22 protein-coding genes are annotated in these 18,361 nt (G+C 57.1%); 21 read left to right on the top strand and 1 reads right to left on the bottom strand.

All coding sequences use genetic code 11. The features are described from left to right. The 19 genes from EL26_RS25565 to EL26_RS16515 form a co-directional block, all read left to right on the top strand. On the top strand, positions 1 to 1,824 hold a 1,824-nt coding region (locus EL26_RS25565), incomplete at its 5' end, for a phage tail protein (protein ID WP_420802070.1). A 24-nt stretch (positions 1,825 to 1,848) separates the two neighbouring features. Continuing rightward, the gene (locus tag EL26_RS16605) at positions 1,849 to 2,460 is read left to right on the top strand and encodes a LysM peptidoglycan-binding domain-containing protein (protein ID WP_038091404.1); all 612 of its coding nucleotides are present in this window, start codon (positions 1,849 to 1,851) and stop codon (positions 2,458 to 2,460) included. Beyond that, positions 2,460 to 3,587 carry a phage late control D family protein gene (locus EL26_RS16600; RefSeq protein WP_038091402.1) on the top strand — a complete coding sequence of 376 codons (1,128 nt, stop codon included), beginning with the start codon at positions 2,460 to 2,462 and terminating at the stop codon, positions 3,585 to 3,587. The genes EL26_RS16605 and EL26_RS16600 overlap by 1 nt, the downstream gene beginning before the upstream one ends. Positions 3,588 to 3,602: 15 nt before the next feature. Further along, the gene (locus EL26_RS16595) at positions 3,603 to 4,070 is read left to right on the top strand and encodes a phage baseplate assembly protein V (RefSeq protein ID WP_052036499.1); all 468 of its coding nucleotides are present in this window, start codon (positions 3,603 to 3,605) and stop codon (positions 4,068 to 4,070) included. 4 nt (positions 4,071 to 4,074) lie between these two features. Beyond that, complete coding sequence (locus EL26_RS16590) at positions 4,075 to 4,476, top strand: contractile injection system sheath initiator (RefSeq protein WP_038091399.1); 402 nt, start codon at positions 4,075 to 4,077, stop codon at positions 4,474 to 4,476. 4 nt (positions 4,477 to 4,480) lie between these two features. Continuing rightward, entirely contained in the window at positions 4,481 to 5,584 is a 1,104-nt protein-coding gene (locus EL26_RS16585; RefSeq protein ID WP_038091397.1) for a baseplate J/gp47 family protein, read from the top strand. Continuing rightward, positions 5,581 to 6,141 carry a hypothetical protein gene (locus tag EL26_RS16580; protein WP_038091394.1) on the top strand — a complete coding sequence of 187 codons (561 nt, stop codon included), beginning with the start codon at positions 5,581 to 5,583 and terminating at the stop codon, positions 6,139 to 6,141. The genes EL26_RS16585 and EL26_RS16580 overlap by 4 nt, the downstream gene beginning before the upstream one ends. Then, positions 6,142 to 7,710 carry a hypothetical protein gene (locus EL26_RS16575; RefSeq protein WP_038091393.1) on the top strand — a complete coding sequence of 523 codons (1,569 nt, stop codon included), beginning with the start codon at positions 6,142 to 6,144 and terminating at the stop codon, positions 7,708 to 7,710. A 13-nt stretch (positions 7,711 to 7,723) separates the two neighbouring features. Then, on the top strand, positions 7,724 to 8,452 hold the full coding sequence (locus EL26_RS16570) for a hypothetical protein (RefSeq protein ID WP_038091391.1): 729 nt from the start codon (positions 7,724 to 7,726) through the stop codon (positions 8,450 to 8,452). 20 nt (positions 8,453 to 8,472) lie between these two features. Then, positions 8,473 to 9,186 carry a hypothetical protein gene (locus tag EL26_RS25025; RefSeq protein WP_152559298.1) on the top strand — a complete coding sequence of 238 codons (714 nt, stop codon included), beginning with the start codon at positions 8,473 to 8,475 and terminating at the stop codon, positions 9,184 to 9,186. A 15-nt stretch (positions 9,187 to 9,201) separates the two neighbouring features. Continuing rightward, complete coding sequence (locus EL26_RS25020; protein ID WP_152559297.1) at positions 9,202 to 9,933, top strand: hypothetical protein; 732 nt, start codon at positions 9,202 to 9,204, stop codon at positions 9,931 to 9,933. A gap of 18 nt (positions 9,934 to 9,951) precedes the next feature. Next, positions 9,952 to 10,152 (top strand): BhlA/UviB family holin-like peptide, encoded by a 201-nt coding sequence (locus EL26_RS16550; RefSeq protein WP_038091386.1) that lies wholly within the window; start codon positions 9,952 to 9,954, stop codon positions 10,150 to 10,152. 11 nt (positions 10,153 to 10,163) lie between these two features. Next, the gene (locus EL26_RS16545) at positions 10,164 to 10,664 is read left to right on the top strand and encodes an NUDIX hydrolase (protein WP_038091383.1); all 501 of its coding nucleotides are present in this window, start codon (positions 10,164 to 10,166) and stop codon (positions 10,662 to 10,664) included. A gap of 119 nt (positions 10,665 to 10,783) precedes the next feature. Beyond that, positions 10,784 to 11,869, top strand: coding sequence for a YheC/YheD family endospore coat-associated protein (locus tag EL26_RS16540; protein WP_152559296.1), 1,086 nt, complete (start codon positions 10,784 to 10,786; stop codon positions 11,867 to 11,869). Between the two features lie 95 nt (positions 11,870 to 11,964). Then, on the top strand, positions 11,965 to 12,327 hold the full coding sequence (locus EL26_RS16535) for an Mpo1-like protein (RefSeq protein WP_038091377.1): 363 nt from the start codon (positions 11,965 to 11,967) through the stop codon (positions 12,325 to 12,327). Between the two features lie 15 nt (positions 12,328 to 12,342). Continuing rightward, the gene (locus EL26_RS16530; protein WP_081857276.1) at positions 12,343 to 13,422 is read left to right on the top strand and encodes a UbiA family prenyltransferase; all 1,080 of its coding nucleotides are present in this window, start codon (positions 12,343 to 12,345) and stop codon (positions 13,420 to 13,422) included. A 101-nt stretch (positions 13,423 to 13,523) separates the two neighbouring features. Further along, positions 13,524 to 14,873: a DUF445 family protein gene (locus tag EL26_RS16525; protein ID WP_038091374.1), complete on the top strand. Its 1,350-nt coding sequence runs from the start codon at positions 13,524 to 13,526 to the stop codon at positions 14,871 to 14,873. A 108-nt stretch (positions 14,874 to 14,981) separates the two neighbouring features. Beyond that, on the top strand, positions 14,982 to 15,332 hold the full coding sequence (locus EL26_RS16520; protein ID WP_038091372.1) for a YlbF/YmcA family competence regulator: 351 nt from the start codon (positions 14,982 to 14,984) through the stop codon (positions 15,330 to 15,332). A gap of 53 nt (positions 15,333 to 15,385) precedes the next feature. Next, positions 15,386 to 16,072 carry a metal-dependent hydrolase gene (locus EL26_RS16515; RefSeq protein WP_038091370.1) on the top strand — a complete coding sequence of 229 codons (687 nt, stop codon included), beginning with the start codon at positions 15,386 to 15,388 and terminating at the stop codon, positions 16,070 to 16,072. Between the two features lie 64 nt (positions 16,073 to 16,136). On the opposite strand, the gene EL26_RS16510 is transcribed toward EL26_RS16515, so the two are convergent. Then, positions 16,137 to 16,385, bottom strand: a complete 249-nt coding sequence (locus EL26_RS16510) for a DUF3243 domain-containing protein (RefSeq protein ID WP_038091369.1) — start codon at positions 16,383 to 16,385, stop codon at positions 16,137 to 16,139. Between the two features lie 268 nt (positions 16,386 to 16,653). On the opposite strand from EL26_RS16510, the gene EL26_RS23990 reads away from it, so the two are divergent. Then, positions 16,654 to 16,953 carry a hypothetical protein gene (locus EL26_RS23990; RefSeq protein WP_052036497.1) on the top strand — a complete coding sequence of 100 codons (300 nt, stop codon included), beginning with the start codon at positions 16,654 to 16,656 and terminating at the stop codon, positions 16,951 to 16,953. A gap of 93 nt (positions 16,954 to 17,046) precedes the next feature. Next, the gene (locus EL26_RS16500) at positions 17,047 to 18,354 is read left to right on the top strand and encodes a DRTGG domain-containing protein (protein ID WP_038091366.1); all 1,308 of its coding nucleotides are present in this window, start codon (positions 17,047 to 17,049) and stop codon (positions 18,352 to 18,354) included. Positions 18,355 to 18,361: the final 7 nt, after the last annotated feature.

Raw genomic sequence — 18,361 nt, 5'->3', positions numbered from 1 at the left:
TTCGGCCAGATCCCGAAAGCCATCGCCGACGCCGTGAAGCAGTTCGGCGCGATCCCGAAGGCGGTCGTGGAAGTGGTCAAGCAGTTCGGCCAGATTCCGAAAGCGATCGCCGACGCTGTGAAGCAGTTCGGCGCGATCCCGAAAGCGGTCGTGGAAGTGGTCAAAGGCTTTGGCGAAATCCCGAAAGCCATCGCCAGCGCGGTCAAGCAATTTGCCGCCATCCCGCAAGCGGTTGTGGAAGTGGTCAAGCAATTCGGCCAAATTCCGAAAGCAGTCGTGGAAGTCGTCAAAGGCTTCGGCGAAATCCCGAAAGTGATCGCCGACGCCGTCAAAGAATTCGCAGCCATCCCGAAAGCGGTGGTGGAAGTCGTCAAAGGGTTTGGCGAAATCCCGAAAGCGATCGCCGACGCCGTCAAGCAATTCGCCGCCATCCCGAAAGCGGTGGCCGACGTCGTCCGCTCCTTCGGCGAAATCCCCAAAGCGGTCGCCGAATCGATCAAGCTGTTCGGCCAAATTCCGAAAGCGATCTCCGGCGTCATCCGCGATTTCGGCGAAATTCCGAAAACCGCCGCCAACACCGTCAAGGAGTTCGGCAAAATTCCGCAAGCCATCGCGGACGTCATCAAGCAATTCGAGCAAATCCCCCAAGCGGCCACCAACGTCGTCAAGGAATTTGCCAAGATCCCGCAAGAGATCATCAAGTCGGTCAAAGAGTTCACCAAGATCCCGAACCACGCCGCCGGCGGTGTTAAGGAATTCAAGAAGATCCCGCAAGCCGCCAAAGACACGCTCAAGGAGTTTGGCAAAATCCCGCAGCACATCCGCGACGCGGTCAAGGAATTCGGCAAACTCATCTCCGACGCCAAGACGTTCGTCAAAAACCTGGACATCGGCAAACACTTCAGCGGCCTGAAAAACGCGCTGCCGCAGATGCCTAAACTCCCGGCGGTCGGCAACCCGTTCGCCAACTTCAAAGACATCAAGAAGATCCTCCCCGACGTCAAATCGCTCGAAACTCACTTCAAGTCGGCCGGGGGCGCCATCTCCGCCGTCAGCAAACATCTTCCGTTCGGCGAGTTGACCAAGGGAGTACGCAGCGTGATGCCTGCCTTCCAAACGTTCCACAGCGTGCTCGGCAAGACCGGGCTGCAAGCGTTGCTCACCGGAGCGCGCATGGCGCTCGCCTGGGTGATCGGCCTCGGCCCGATCGGTCTCATCATCGCCGGCGTGATCGCCGTCGTAGCGCTGCTCGTTGCCGCTTGGCACAGCAACTTCGGCAACATCCAAGAAAAAACCAAAGCGGTCGTCGGTTGGATCAAGGACCACTTCAAATCGATGATTGACTGGTTCAAAGCCCTCCCGGACAAAATGCTGCAGTTCGGTTCCGACATCGTCAACGGCCTCTGGAACGGGATTAAAAACATGGGATCTTGGCTGAAGGAGAAAGTCCTCGGCTTCATCGGCGAATTCATCCCCGGCCCGGTCAAAAAAGCGCTCGGCATCGCCTCTCCTTCGCGCGTCATGAAAGAACACGGCCGCTTCGTCGTCGAAGGCTTGGCGCTTGGCATCACCGACAACGCCAAAATGGTCAAAGGCGCTTCGCAACACCTCGCCGGCCAAGTCAGCGGCCCCGGCCGCGACGCCTTGGCAGGCAGCCTGCAAGCGTCGACGGGCAGAGGCGGAGGCGACGTGCACATCCACGTCCACCCGCATCCGAACCAACGCGCCGAAGAAATCGCAAACGAAGTCATGAAAAAACTCGGCGCTTCTTCGCGCGGCCTCATGCTCAACACCGGCACGCGCATCAACATCGGCGCGGTCTAACCCGCAGAGAGGAGGATTTGACCAGTGTTCATCGTTGACCCGCAACCCTCCGATCTGGCGTCGGCGCGACTTCGGATCGGCAACTTCATTTTTGAACAAGACGATTTGCCGGACGAGATCACGATGGGCGGAGACCAGATGCTCTCCGTGATCCTGTTTCCCGGCGGATTCAAGGAAGTTCAATCGTTTGGCGTGCAAGACCGCAACCCGGCATGGTCGGGCGTCCTCAACTACGAAGACGCCCTGCAAAAAGCCCAAGCGCTCGAAGCGATGTACCGCACCGGCGGTGTGTTTGAGTTTAAACTCGAAGACCAACCGAGTCGGCTCGTCGTGATCAAGAAGTTCAACTGGCTGTACCGCTCCAGACTCGAAGTCCCGTATGACATCGAGTTGGAGTTGGTGACATCGCCGCGTTCGCTTTTGGAAACGGACCCGGTCACCGCAGCCAACATCTCAAACTTCACCCAGGAGTTTGCCTACCCGCAGGGCACGTACACCGTTGTCTACGGTGACACCCTGTGGGGCTTGGCGCTCCGCTTCTACGGCAACGGCGAGCTGTACACCAAAATCGCCGAAGCCAACAACATTCCAAATCCCGATTGGATCGATGTCGGGCAGAAGTTGGTGATTCCGTAATGATCATCGTTCCAGACCACGGCAACCGGGAAGCGTTCTCCCAACCGCGTTCCATCGTGCGCATCGACGGGCGGGAGGTGTGGTTTAACTCGTGGACGGTCAACTTGAACTCGGCTTCGCAGGCAGACGATTTTTCCATCGAACTGCCGTTTCGCATCATGCGCGACGCAACGCCGTCGTTTCTGGTCAACTCCATCGAGCACCCGTCGCATCTCTTGGTGAAAAGCGAAATCCTCGTCGAGATCTTCGTCGGACGCCCGGACGACCCGCAGAAGTACAACGCGGCCAGCCTTACCCGAATCCTGTACGGCACGGTCGACTCGATTGAAATCAACTGCTCCAGTTCCGGCGAGGTCATCAACTTGACAGGACGCAACATGGTCGCCACGTTTCTCGATCACAAAACCAACGAGAAATTCCCGAACCTTACCGCTTCCCAGATCGCCGAAACGCTGGCGACCCGTCGCAAGTTGAAATCTCAAGTGTTCCCGACGTACACCAAAGTCGGCGCTTATGCCAATGAGGATTCCGTCGAGATGAACAACGACTCGCAATCGGAATGGGATCTGCTCACTCATCTCGCCGAACAGGAGGACTACATCGTGCGCGTGTACGGCGACACGCTGTTTTTCGGCCCGTTCGACGAACAAAAAGACGTCGGCTGGAGCTCGGAGATCTACAACTATACGTGGGGGCAGAACGTAGAGGATTTCACGATCACCCGCAACCCGCACGCGGGCAAAAATCTCTACGTCGACGTCCATTCTTACAACCCGGCGAGCGGTGAACATGTGCTCGCCACCGCGGAACGCTTATTCGGAACGGACGATGCGACCGAGTATCGAGAGCGGCACTTTTTTCCGGGACTGAACCAAGAGCAGGCCGAATTGCTGGCCAAGTCGTACCTGACCCAACTCGGCCAAAACGAATTGACCGGCACGCTGAACGTCTCCGGCAATGAAAAGCTGCACGTCGACGGCCGCATTGCGCTCTACGGTACGGGCACGCTGCTCTCCGATTTTTACTTCATCAAAAAAGCCTCGCACAAATTCAGCCTCTCCGACGGCTTCCGCACGGAGTTGACGATCTCCAACTTCTTGCAGGGCGGCCAAGATTGCGCGTGCTGACGAAGGAGGAACCCCATGTACAACCCGTCGATGAACTGGATCGAACAAATCAAATTCATCGTCCGCGAGATGCTCAACGCCAAGTCGTTCGTGCTCGAAGGACTCGTCACCTCGGTCGACCCGAAACCGCCGTGCAAAGTCAAAGTGATGCTGCAGCCGTATGAGATTGAAACCGGCTGGCTGCGCTTGGCAACTCCCTGTCACGGCGGAAGCGTCTCGCTTGTGCTGCCGCCGCCGGAAGAAGGGATGCCGGTCAAAGTGATTTTTGACCTGGGCGACATCAAGCACGGCACCGTGATCGGCAACGTTCCCAACGACAAAACCGTCCCGCCGGACATTCCGTCCGGCTCGGCCGGCTTTGTTCACCAAAGCGGCAGTTCCTTGCTGATCGGACCGGACGGTACGGTGACGATCAAAGGCAAGGCCGTGAAAATTCAAGGCCCCACGACCATTCAAGGTCCAGACCATTCGCAAAGTTGGTGATCTCATGGCAACAACGTTGCCCGCATACGATCCGCTCGGCACCGATCTACACCTCGATGAATCGGGAGACTTGACGTCCACCGTCTCCGGGTCGCTTGAGCTCGTCACAGGCGTGGCGAATGCGGCCCAAGCAGCGCGGATCAACCTGCAAACGAACACGTACTCCTACCTCTGGGGAACTTCGGTCGGCAGCAAATTGGGCGAGTACATCGACCAGCCGCTGACGGAGAGCGTTTTGCAACAGATCCGCAACCTCGTGGTGGAGACCATTTCACAAGACCCGCGCATCTTGGGCGTGCAAGGGGTTGAGTTTGATCTCACAGACCCGAAAGCCCTGCAGGTGACCGTGCATGCTGTCGTTGCAGCATTTGGCTCGGTCCAGCTGCCATTTCGCATAGGGAGGTAAGGCGATGCCAGTATTTCGCGATACCCTCGCTTCCATGACGAGCTATCTGCAGTCCATCGGAAGCAAACTGACCGACTTCACGCCGACATCTGTCGTCTATCAAATTCTGTCGGCGGTGTCTTCGGTGGTGGATCAGATTTCCTTTTCCATCGACAACGCCGCCAAGCAAGCGTACATCCATTCCGCCACGGACGACGGCCTCGACGCCAAGGGCCGAGACCTCGGCGTCCCGCGCAAGCAGCCGACTCCGGCGGTCTGGTTGTTCACCTTCACGAAAAAACAAACCTCTCCCAACCAGATCCCGATTCCCAAAGACACGATCATCACGACGTTGCCCCGTCCAGGGGTTGCCCCGATCGTGTTCAAAGTCAACGAAGACACGTTCATGCCGGACGGAAGTTTGTATGTTTTCGTCAAAGCCACTTGTGTCACGCCGGGCACCATCGGCAACATTTCGTGGCGGACGCCGCTTCTGATCGGTTCCGCCACGCCCGGCATCGACGGGGTCATGCTGGAGGAGGAGAACGTCCGGTACGGCACGCCCGGCTTCGACATGGAATTGGACGAGTCGTACCGAAGCCGACTGCTCAAGGGGCTTGCCTCCAAAGCGCAAGGGACGGTCACTTGGTATGAACAGACCTTGCTCTCCGTCGAGGGCGTGCAAACGGTCAAAGTGGTGCCTCTCGGACGCGGAATCGGCACCGTCGATCTCTACATCGTCGGCACAAACAACACCGAGCCGTCTTTGGATTTGATTGCCGCTGCGCAAGCCGAAATCGACGCCGGACGCATCATCACCGACGATGCCCGCGTCTTCAAACCGTCGATGCGCCCGATTCAAGTGAATATGCAGATCGAAGTGGAGAAGAATGCCGTCTTTGAGACGTGCAAGACCCATGTGACCGACGCTCTGAAGGCGTATATCAACTCGCTTGGCATCGGCGGCGGGGCGCTTGGCTCGCTGTACGTCAACCAACTGATCCGCGTCGCGCTGGAAGTTCCCGGAGTCATCAACGTGAAAAGCGTGGATCTCGGCACCGATGAAGGCGCGGTGATCAAATTCAGCGAGTTCCAACTCCCGCAAGCTGGCGAGGTGAAAGTGGCATGAAGCGCCCGCGGCAACTCCTGACCCACCAACAGAATCTGCTTCGTCGTCTCTCCAACCTGTTCACCAAGGACGAGAACTCCTTGCTCGGGCAGCTGCTCGGTGCCATCGGCGGGGAACTCGACCGGGTCGACCCGGCGAAAACGGAGTTGGACCGGCAGTTTACGATGTCGTCCGCGTCCGGCTCTTGGCTGGACTTGCACGGCAAGGACTGGGGTGTGACCCGCCGCGACCGGGAATCGGACGAGGACTACCGCAAGCGCATCCAAGCGATGTTGCCGATCTACAGCAACGGACCGACCGTCGGCGCGATCTCCGACATCGTCAAAAACTTCACCGGCCATCCCCCGATTCTCCTCGAATTCGGACCGATGAGCTTCATCATGGGTGCTACGCCGATTGGAAACTTCGTGTTTAACAAAGAGTCTACGTTTGCGTTCGAAGTGCAAGTGCAAAACCCGGGCGGGAAGGAATACCGGAAGGAAGATCTAGAAATGGTGCTCCAACTGGTCAAACCGGCCCGCTCGAAAGTAACCATCATTCACCAAGGGGGGATTTGAGTGACGCTCTGGATTACGTTTTATGACCATGTCCGGTACACCAAGGACGACTTTATGAACCGCGACCGCGACTTTTTTGGCAACGGCGTGGTAGCGGCAACCGATTTTCCGCTGTTGCTGACGACGGGGCTGAACTTCACCATCGGGGCCGGCACCGCATGGGTGGACGGCTATCGGATCTCCAACGACGGCGAAGACGTCATCTCGTTGAACGTGGAAGCTCCGGAATCCAACAGCCGTTGGGACATCGTGCAGATCGGCCATGACGACAACAGCAAGTCCGCCGTCTTGAAAGTCAAAAAGGGAGTCGCCGACGGCAAGCTGATCGAACCTGGCGCAGACCCGTATTTCCTGAAACTGTTTGCCATCAAGGTCGATCCGAACACCACGAAGTTGACTGCAGAGAATGTTGTCGACCGCCGCAATCTCGTACCGCTGAAAGTGACGGGCTCGCAGATCGCGTTCGACGGAGCGGTTCGCTCGACCACGCTCGGGCAGCCGAACGGGGTGGCCACGCTGGACGGCAACGCGCACATCCCGGTGGGACAACTTCCGTATGGCATGGATCAAAGCGTCTCGAAAGCAGATGCGCCGCAATTTTCCGGAATGACCTCCACCGGCGACATCAACGTCAAAAAAGCGATTCCGTATCTGAACTTGGACGCCAGCAGAACGAACAAATCGTACATTCGCTGGAACGCCAACTCCACGAGCGATCTGGGGATGGACTTCAACGTCGACGGCACGCCCGTGCTCGGCCTGACCAGCGACAAAAAAGCCACCTTCCAAGGCCAGATCGTTTCCAAGGTCGCGACGGGGACGGCGCCGTTTTCGATCACGAGCACGACGCCGGTCTCGAACCTCAACGCCGACATGGTAGACGGCAAACACGCGTCGGACTTCGTAGCCGCCACGGAGAAGGGAGCGATCAACGGAGTCGCGCAATTGGGCTCGGACGGCAAAGTGCCGACCGGACAACTTCCGCCGCTGGACTACATCCCGACTTCTTCCGCCGGAGCAGCAAGCGGTGTCGCAACGCTCGATGCCAACAAAAAAATCCCTGTCGCGCAATTGCCGTACGGGATGGACCAAAGCGTTCTTAAAGCGGATACCCCGCAATTTGCGGGCATGACCTCGACGGGGAACCTTACGATCAAGAAGGGAGTCGGGGTGCTCTACTTCGACGCCAGCCGCGCCAATACGTCGTACGTCCGTTGGAATGCCAGCACGACGAACGATTTCGGCATGGACTTCAACGTCGACGGCGTGAAAGTGCTCAGTTTGACCAGCGACAAAAAAGCCACGGTCGAAGGGCAGATCGAATCGAAAACTCCAGCCGGAACGGCGCCGCTGATCGTCGCCAGCAACACAGTCGTTGCCAACCTCAACGCCGAACTGCTGGAAGGCCTGCACGCTTCCGACTTCATCAAAGCTACAGACAAAGGCGCATTCAACGGAGTGGCAACTTTGGACAGCAGCGGCAACATTCCGAAAAGCCAACTCGGCAATGTCCAGGCTTCTGCTGCATCCGCCAATCTTTTGACCACGCCGATGGCATGGATTCGTTAAGGAGGAATGGACGATGGCAGTTCTAGCATCCGCCGCAGCAGACGCGCGTCTCTTGTACCAAGGGATGCCCAAGAAACTTGGACCGAAAATCACCGACCCGACCGGTTCTCAGTGGACCGTGTCGGCAACCACAGCGAGCGGCTCGTCGATTCCGGCAGGGACCTACTTTGTTGGTTTTACATGGGGGAATGATTGGAGCGAAGAAACCGTTGTTTCACCAGCCGTTCAAGTTACAGTGACGACGGGGCAAGGCATCGCGTTTCGCTTCCCCGCGTTCCCGACCAATGCCACCAAAGCGAATGTCTACATCGGAACTTCGTCTTCTACCATGAAATATTCAACCTTCTTCACGGATACGGTGTCCCACACTTGGCTGGGCCCGCTTCCCTCAAGCAACAACAGATTGGCCCCGGTGGTGAATACCACAGCGATGCCGGAAGTCATTTATACGACGCCCTCGCCGAGCCCCAATGTCACGCTCCCCAGCGCCACCGCCTGCGTGAAGGAGATCATGGCAGCCAACACGGGCTCCACCGCGGCAACGGTATCTTTGCATCTGGTGCCGGGCGGGAGCAGCCCCTCGGCGTCAAACCAAGTTCTATCCTCGCTCTCCATCCCGGCGAACGATGTACGGGTGCTGTCGAATCTCAACCTCATGTTGCCGGCAAACTGTACGCTGCAAGCTTCGCAAGGTTCGTCTAAAGCGATCCTGATGATCATCTCTGGAGTTGAGATTCAGTAACAAGAAAGGGGAGGAAAACCATGGCTCTCACAGCAAGCGCAACGGCCAGCGGGTGTCTTCTGTACCAAGGGCAACCGCCTGCATACGTTCCCAATCCGAACCCCAAGGTGAGTCTGCAAGTGACTGTGAATTCAGGCACTTCATCCTTGGCGACGGGAACCTATTACTTTGTCTACACATTTCTGAATTCGTACAACCAAGAATCTGGACCGTCCCCCATTCAAACGGTCACCGTTTCCAATACAACGACGACCTTCACGATCGCTGCCCCGACATTCCCGTTGGGGGCGGTGGCGTACAACTTGTATTGGGGCACCTCCAGTACCACGATGAAACTGTATGCATCCAATCTTACAGGAAGTCGCACGGTGAATTCGGCAGCACAGAGCTCAAATCCACTGGCTCCCACCTCAAGCTCGGTATCTCCGGTTGTCATGTACCGTGCTCCGGCCGCCACGTCAAACGTAACAGGCTCCAGTGCGACCGCCTATGTCAAAGAGCTGTTGTTTACCAATACCACATCCAATCCGGCGCAGATCGCCTTGTACCTGGTTCCGAACGGAGGAGTTCCCTCCGCCTCCAATCAGGTGCTGACGTATTACCAAGTGAAGGCGAATGATATCGCTGTACTCAACGGATTGAACCTGATGATGCCGCCGGCAAGCACTCTGCAGTCCGCGCAGTTTGTTTCCAATGCCATCACCGTGACCGCCTCGGGAGTAGAAATTCAATAGAAGGAGGATTCCATCATGGCCGTCTTAGCTTCTGCAACAGCGAGCGGGTGTCTTTTCTATCAGGGACAGCCCTCATTCATGATCGCCGCGCTTCCGGCACCGGACGTTGGTGTGACCAGTAATGGGTCCTTGTCGCCAGGGTATTACTATGTTGCGTATACGTTCGCGGATGCGGATGGGAACGAAACCAACGCATCTCCTTATCAAACCGTTAACGTAGGATCGGGAAATGTTCAATCACTGATCGTCGTACCGGAACAGACACAAAACATTTTGATCACCATTCCAACATTCCCACTCGGAGTGGCAAAGGCGATGATCTACATTGGGACTTCTTCAAGTTCAATGAGGAGATCTACAAGCGTCACATCTGCAGGAACGTACACCATCTCCACAGTACCCGTTTCAGGACCTTTGGCACCGACGAGCAGCTCGGGACTGAACGGTCTTTTGTACACAGCACCGTCTTCCAGCGCGAACGTCACATCCCCCAGCGCGACCGCGTACGTGAAAGAAATCGTGTTGACCAATACCACATCTGCTGCGGCCACCGTGAGCCTCTACTCAATCGCGAGCGGCGCCTCAACGTATGACCCCAGCTTTTTGACCAATTACACCATTGCCGCGTACGACACGAAGATTTTCACCGGATTGAATCTCATGCTGATGCCCGGTTCTTCTCTGGTGGCTTCTCAAGGAACTGCAGGAGCTATCACCGTCACGATCTCCGGAGTCGAAGTTCAATGACGGGAGGTGACGGACAGCATGGAATCGAACATCTTGAGCTTCTTTCAAACCCAAGGACCGTGGGCGCTCCTCTTCGTCTTGCTCTTTCTCTGGGTGCTTCGTGAAAACCAGCAGCGGGAAGCCCGCCTGATCGACGTGATCGACCGCTTGAGCGAAAAGTATGACGAGATCACGGCAGATTTGACGGAAATCAAAGAGGTATTGCGCACGGCAAGGTAGAAGTTACCAGCATGAAAACAGACAACCTACTCTACCAAAACTCCCGCTTCGAAGTCCGCGGCAAGGACGGAGACGGGCTGTACCTGCATGAATACCGACCGCACTACGTCACCGTCTTGGCAATCTCGGACGGCAACCTCGTCGTCGTCCGCCAATTCCGCGCCCCGGTCGAGGGCGACACGTTCGAACTCCCCGGCGGCCGCACGGAGGGAGACGAGACGCTGGAAGAAGCGGCACGGCGCGAACTTCGCGAAGAGACCGGGCTGATCGCGGGCGTTCTGCATCCGATGGGGGCTGTCGACAGCCACGCGTGCATGCTGAACCGCCAAGTCCATTTCTACTTCACCGACGAAATTCTGTCGTCCGAAGCGCAAGATCTGGACGACGACGAAGACATCGACGTGCTCTTCGTCCCGCTCGCGGACGCGTTCGAACACATCCGCCGCAACGAGTGGAAAGACACCGAGCTGCTCTCCGCGCTGCTGCTTGCCAAACTTCACGGTCATCTCTGAGAGAGGCCCCTCGTCCCCGCCCGGGAACGAGGGGCCTTTTTCCTGCTGTCCGAATAACTTGATACCAAACATACAGGGGGGGATGCGCGCTGGAAACCAACTCTCGACCCTTGCTGGGAGTGCTCACCACAATCGTTCCTGCCCGCAACACGTCGCGCCGTTTCCGTTCGACGTTTCAACCGAAAGCGATCTGGAATCACCTCGCCCGCGCGGCGCACGAACAGGGGCTCGCCGTCTGTTTGTTTCGCCCGGAAGACCTCTCGGCCTCTTCGAAGAAGGTTTTGGGCATGTTCAGCGAGGACGGCGCCACATGGAAGCGCAAACTCGGCCCGCTGCCGGACATCGTGTACGACAACGTCTTCGTCCATCTAGCGGGCAAACGGGATGTGTTGCGGGCACGGCGTTTTTTTCTGGAGCGGGGGACACCGCTGTACAACCCGCGCCTCGGGAACAAAACACAACTGGCCGCATGGTTGCGCGCCTATCCGAGCCTGTGGCGGCACCATCCGAAAACGGTGCCCTTCACGCAGGAGGAGCAGGTGTTTCAAATGCTTGCGGAGTGCGAATCGCTCTACCTCAAACCGATCAGCGGCAGCGCGGGGCAGGGGATTCTGGAAATCCGGCCCGCCGACGCAGCGCGCTATTGTGTGCGGGCGGCGAAGTTTGGCAACACCAAGCAGCCGTATGAAGCGGAGCTCCCCGCGTCTGAGTTGAAACGCCTCTTGCAGCGGGAGCGCAATCGCTGCAAGTTCATCTTGCAAGAGGGTGTGGAGCTGTTGCACATCGACGACGGAAAAATCGACCTGCGCACGCCCTTGCAACGCAACCGCCAAGGGAAGTGGGAGCAAGTCGCTCTGATCGTCAAGCGCGGCCGGCAGCATTCGATCGTCAGCAACTACCATGCCGGCGGATCGGCGCACGACTGGGCGTGGTTGCAAGAGTGGGCACAGGAACACCGCATCTCGTTGCCCGGCGAGCACGAGGTGGAAGAACTCTCGCAACGCATCGCATGCGCGTATGCGGACAAAGCACCGCATCTCGCCACTCTCGGTCTGGATCTTGGCATCGACACGTCCGGCAAACTCTGGTTGCTCGACGTCAACGCCCGCCCCGGCCGCAACATTCTGGATGCGGATCAGAAGATCCGGTGCTTCGAACTCCACGCCGAGTTCGCCGCCTACTTGTTGGATAAAAACAAAGGTTGATCTCCGGCGGGCAGTCGTGCTTTTCGGCTGGACAATTCAATCATTTCAGAGGAAAATAAGTTTAGCGGAGAATCGCGTGAAAGGATGTGAGTGACATGAAATTTGATTTCCGTAACTTATTTGACGAGTATTTGGAGATGCACGTGAATCAGGTCAACCGCTGGTTGCACGTGATTTCGATGGCGGGCGCCTGGATTCTGTTTCTGGTCGGCTTGTTCGCGTGGCATCCGATTCTCTGGTTGTGGATTCCGGTGACGTACATTCCGGCGATGTGCGGACATTTCCTTTTTGAACGCAACCAGCCGACGTTTTCACGGTTTATCCAACAAAACGGCTGGGATGTCAAAGGGCTGTTGCTGATGGCCGTCGTCGAGGAAGCGTGCGTGTTTTTGATGGCGTTGGAGCAATTCGGGCTGATTAAATTGCCGCGCAAACCGAAGACCCGCCGCGTCTACTAGACAGGGGGATTTCCGTTGCTTCCTTCTCGAAACACTACATCATGGGGCATCCGCTTGTACTGCTTGTTGGCTTTGGCTCGCCTGAGGACCGGATTCCCGGGCGCGTTGGCTTTTTTGATCGGGTGGCAGGCGACGCACCCCGAGGAACGCTTTCACCATTCGCTTGTTCATCATCCGGTGTGGTTTGCGACAGGCTCGCTGCTCAGTTTCCTCTCCGGGACGGTCGTCAACTTGGGCAACACCGTCACCGACATTCGCGAGGATAAAGTCAACCTCCCGCATCGGGTGCAGATCGCCCGCTTCTACGGACTGCGCCGTTTATGGGCAGCCAATACCGTCATGTCCGTGCTGATGATTTTGCTTGGTGCTCTGACGTGGAATCTGGCGTTTTTCCTGATCACGATTTTGGCGGTTTGGTTGATGAACCAGTATTCGTTTCCGCCGTTGCGATTGAAGCGGCACCCGTTTCTCTCGCTGGTGAATTTCTCCTGTGCGGTTTCGTTTCCGTTCGGCTTTGCCCTGCTTCTGCAGACGGGCGGCCGCGTGTGGCCGAACAGCGAATGGACGTCGCTGTGCCTGTTGTGCACGATCTTCTTCGGGCTGTTTGGCACCGCCAAAAACCTCCAAGACTACGATGGCGACAAAGCCGCCGGCATCCGCACGACCGCCACGATGTTCTCCACCAAGAAAGCCGCCGTCTTGTTCGTGGTGATCTGCATTACGTCAACGCCGCTCTTTTTCTTCATCCCGTTTTTCTTGGGACTGTTTGATCCGCAGGTGGGACTCATTCCGCTGTGGAGCCTCTTTATCTGCCCCATCTTGGTCCTCATGTTCAAACACCGCGACGACCCGAACACGTTGAAAACCCTTCAATCGATCTTCTTTATGTATCCCATCTTCTTCTTGGCTTCACTTTGCTTGCTGCTCTTTCCGTCCGTCACGATGGCGGTCGCCGTCACGATTCACCTCTGTCTCTTAGGCTTGGTCGAGCGCCTCGGCTTGGACGCCCGCAACCCGAACGCGTACCGCACGTTGCAACGACTCACCAAGCAGGAAGGGCAGCAGAGCGGCTACTCTCAACATACCCTATATTAATAAGTAGAAACTCGATGAACCTCGCTGCCGTCTCCCGGCGGCGGCTTGGTGGTTTCACTGAATTTGGGTATACTGGTATGTTGTGAAGGAGGAGTTATCGCGTGAAATTGATCGTACTAAATGTCATCGTCGGCGCCGTGATCGGGCTGTTCACGAACTGGCTGGCGATTGTGATGTTGTTCCGCCCGTGGACGGAGAAAAAAGTATTCGGCATGCGGGTCCCGTTTACACCCGGCCTCATTCCGTCCCGACAAGGTGAACTGGCGGAAAAGCTGGGGGAGATCGTGGAGGAAGACCTGCTCACGCCGGAGGGCGTCGCAAAATCGCTGCGGCGTCCGGCGCTGGAGTTTGCCGTCAAGCGGGCGGCGATCTCGGCGATCGGCAACGCTTTGCATGAAGCGCCGACGCTTGGGCAACTGCTCGCCCGCCTGTTTGGAGCAAAGTCCCAAGAGCGGATCGAGACGTTTTTGGTCGAGCGGGCTGTGCAGTTTTTGCAAGACGGGGAAGGGCGCGCCAAGATCGAAGCCGTGGCGGACAGTTTGTTCGACCATCTGCGCGATACGCTTGCGGGCGACGCTGTGCGCCGCGACCTCGTCGGAGGATTTGCCGTTCCTCTGCATCAGCAATTGACCGCCGGGACGACCTCTTGGCAGCAAGTGTTGCCGGAGAGCGCCCGCGAGTTGATCGAAGAGCGCCTGCGCGCGCAAATCGATCCGCTCTTGGACGGACTTGCGCAATGGATGCAAGAGCCTGCGTTCGTGGAAGCGGTCGCGCGGATGCTCACAGAGAAAGTGGAGAACATTCCGTTGATCGGCGCGATGGCGAAGGGGTTTCTGACCCCGGATCGTGTGTCGGCCGACATCATTCCCCGTCTGCAAGCGGTGGTGCAGTCCGATTCGGTGCATCGCCTCGTCGGGGACAAGCTCCACAACATGCTCGGCGGGTTCTGGGAGCAGCCGGTCGGCCGCTACCTCGGCAAAATCTCCGCCGACGACTTCCAAGACCTCTTGGAAAAAATCCTGCACACGCTCCTCGACCGGGTGCTCGGCGACAACGAAGCGACGCGCGCGCAATTCCGCTCGCTCGTCGTCGGCGGACTGTTGGCGGGGGAGCACGAGAACCGCATCGGCGATTTGCTGCACCGGATCTTCGACGGCATGGCGGGCTTTGACGTGCGGCACTTGTACGTCGAGCATACCGAGACGGTGGACAGGCTGATTTCGCGCATCTGGATCTATGTCCGCGACCGGATGCTCGATTCGCTGCCGGAGTTGCTCGAAGCGCTGTCGGTGCGCCGGATCGTGCAAGAACAAGTGGCGTCCTACCCGATTTCCACGATGGAGAAACTGATTCGCAACGTGGTGAACAAAGAACTCAAGATGATCACCTACTTAGGCGGGATTCTCGGCGCGGTTATCGGGTTGATCCAAGGATTGATCTCTCGTCTCTAAATTCCTTACACAATGACTAATGAACTGTAACTTTGCATACATTGATTCTCGACTGTTCCGTTGCTAGGATGGAACTGAATTCTATTTCTTGGCAGGAGGATCGAAGAAATGAATCCATACGACAAAGCGCACGAATTGGCGCGTGCGATTCGTGAGAGTGAGGAATTTCGAGTGTTGGCGGAGCGCAAAAAGAAGGTCGACAGCGACCCGCAAGCGAAAAAGGTACTCGACGACTTCCGCCGACGCCAATGGGAGATGGAGACCCGCCGGATCATGGGCGAAGAAATCACCGAGGATGACCTGCGAAGCATGCAGAAGTTGCAGGAAGTCATTCAGTTGCATGACGCGGTGCGCGAGTATTTGGAAGTCGAATACCGCTTCAGCGTGATGTACTCGGATATCCATAAGATTTTGGGCGAGTCGGTTCGCGAAGTGATCAACACGCCGGAGGGCGTCTAAACCGTTTCGTTTTTTGCATTCATGAGCTTGTACATAAGAGAGGAGATTTCATCGTGAAACTGACCTACCTCGGACATTCTACGTTCCTCGTCGAAGCAGACGGCAAGCGCGTCATCATCGACCCGTTTCTTGAACACAACCCGAAAGCAACTCTGAAACCGGCCGACGTGAAAGTCGACGCGGTTTTGCTCTCCCACGCGCATTTCGACCACATCGCCGACGCGCTCCCGATCGCCAAAGCGAACGATTGCCCGATCATCACGAACTTCGAGTTGTCGGAGTACTACGCGAAACATGGCGTGAAATCGCACGGCCTCAGCATCGGCGGCGGATTCAACTTTGACTTTGGCCGCGTCAAGCTGACCCTCGCGTTCCACGGCGCAGGGCTTGATATTCCGGGTAAAGACATCGTGTACGGCGGCTCTCCGGCGGGCATCTTGCTGACGATGGGCGGCAAAACGATTTACCATGCGGGGGATACCGGTCTGTTTGGCGACATGAAGTTGATCGGCGAAATGAACAAACTCGACGCGGCGCTGTTGCCGATCGGCGACAACTTCACGATGGGCCCGGACGACGCGCTGGTGGCAGCTTCTTGGTTGAAAGCCGGCGTGACCGTGCCGATGCACTTCAACACGTTCCCGTTGATTGAGCAAGATCCGCAGGCGTTCGTCAACCGCCTGTCTGAATTCGGACTGAAGGGTGCGGCGCTGGAGCCGGGCGCGTCGGTTGAAATCTAAGGTTAAGCCAACTGCATGAAGCACATGAAAAAAGAGCCCCGCACCGGGAGCTCTTTTTTTCATCTTAGTGATGGGTGACGAGGTTGACCATCATGCGAGCCAGCGCGTGACGGTCTTCATCGCCGGATACACGCCACATTTCAGCGAGCAGGCGTTCTTGTTCGTTTTTCGGGTCAACTTTTTCGGCGAGGTATTCCCCGACGCGGAAAGCGACTTGGTCGACTTTTTCATGAGCCATGCCGGTATCAACTGCTTGTTGAACACGGTCACCCAAGAATTCTTTCCATTGATCGAAGTTGCTCAGTACGGACATCGAGATCCCTCCTTCGAAGTGTTGGACTATGGTGTTGACGAAATATAGAATGCCTCGGAGGGGGAGGCGCTATGCACCGCAGAAGCGATAACGAGCTGTAAGATTGCTGTAATGGTGCCGTAACATAGCTATTGTATGATAAGACTACATCGACATAACCCCCTTTTCGAGTGACCCCTTCAAGGTCACCGTTTTTTTTGCATACGGGTCTGGACGAGCGCATATCTTGTACCATGACCAGAGGAGACAGGGAAGAGGGGGAAGTCATTTGCAACGGAAACAGACGATGCGTGCGTTTGTCTATCTGACGGTGGGGTTGGCGATGTTGTTTTACGCCTTGCCGCGGGTGCCGGACGTTACGATGGATCTTCACGGGGCGTTCACGATCTGTTGGTTGGCGTTTGCGATGTTGTGTATCGGCGCAAACCTCTATCATCTGATCGGCGTGGACAAGGAACGCCAGAAACGGCGCCGCCAAAGCGATTGGCTGTACCGGACGCTGCGCAACGTGCGCGAGCCGCTGCCGGCCAGAGCCGGGCAAAAAGGCAAGCGTCAGTACATGAAATAATACGCCCGGTCAAAACGCACTCCGAAATGACGAGTGCGTTTTTGCGTTTTGTTGTAATATAAGAAGTAGCAGATAAGGTCGGAGGTTCATTGGATGACGACGAAGCACGAACAGATCCTTTTTTACATAGAGAGTTTGGAGGTTGGCAGCAAGATCTCCGTGCGTCAAATCGCCAAAGCGATGGATGTCAGCGAAGGCACGGCGTACCGGGCGATCAAGGACGCCGAAGCGCGCGGCATCGTCTCGACCATCGAGCGCGTCGGAACGGTGCGCATTGAGAAACAGGAGAAGAAAAACATCGAGCGCCTGACGTTTGCCGAAGTGGTGAACATCGTCGAAGGCACGGTGCTCGGCGGGCGCGAAGGTCTGCATAAGACGCTCTCGAAGTTCGTCATCGGCGCGATGAAGATCGACGCGATGCTGAAGTATGTCGACCGCGATTCGCTGTTGATCGTGGGCAACCGCGAGAGTGTGCATCAAGCGTCGCTGGAGCACGGAGCGGCGGTGCTGATCACCGGCGGGTTCGATACGTCGGAGGAAGTGAAAGAGCTCGCTGATTCGCTGGCGTTGCCGCTGATTTCGTCGGCGTATGACACGTTCACGATCGCCACGCTGATCAACCGCGCGATTGACGATCGGCTGATCAAGAAGGAGATCTTGCTCGTCGAGGACTTGGTCAACCGCGAGAAGGAACCGCCTGTGACGCTTCAAGTCGGCGACACCGTGGGAGATTGGCAACGATTGATGGAGCAGACGGGGCACACGCGGTTTCCGATTGTCGATCCGGAGGGGCGGGTGCACGGGATCGTCACATCCAAGGACGTCGCCGGAGTGCCCGGCGAGCAAACGCTGGAGCGCGTGATGACGAAGAGCCCGCGCACGGTGACGGGCCGGACTTCCGTGGCGTCGGCGGCGCACACGATGGTGTGGGAAGGAATTGAACTGCTGCCGGTTGTGGAGCATCGCAAACTGGTCGGCGTGATTTCGCGGCAAGACGTGCTGCGTGCGTTGCAGTACAACCAAAACCAGCCGCAAGGGCAGACGATACAGGACTTGATCTTGAGCGGGTTTGAAGAAGTGCGGGAAGATCGGAGTGTTCGGCTGTCGGGCACGGTGACGCCGATCATGACGAATCAGCTGGGGTCGATCAATCCGGGGGTGTTGATGACGTTGATCAACGAAGCCGGGGAATTGGCGATTCGTCGGTTGAAGAACTCCGATATGGTTGTGGAGAATGTGACGGTGTACTTCCTGAAGCCGATTCAGATCGACAGCCAAGTGACGATCCTTGCAGACGTGATCGACATCGGCCGCAAATTCGGCAAAGTCGACGTGGAGATATACAGCGGCAGTGATTTAATGGGCAAGGCGCTGTTTACGGCGCAGGTGTTGGAGAGGTAGTAGAGGG

The organism is Tumebacillus flagellatus, from assembly GCF_000714935.1.
Classification (GTDB): Bacteria; Bacillota; Bacilli; order Tumebacillales; family Tumebacillaceae; genus Tumebacillus; species Tumebacillus flagellatus.
Note: the sequence above shows the minus strand (reverse complement) of the source record. Positions and strands in the feature narration are given on the sequence as shown.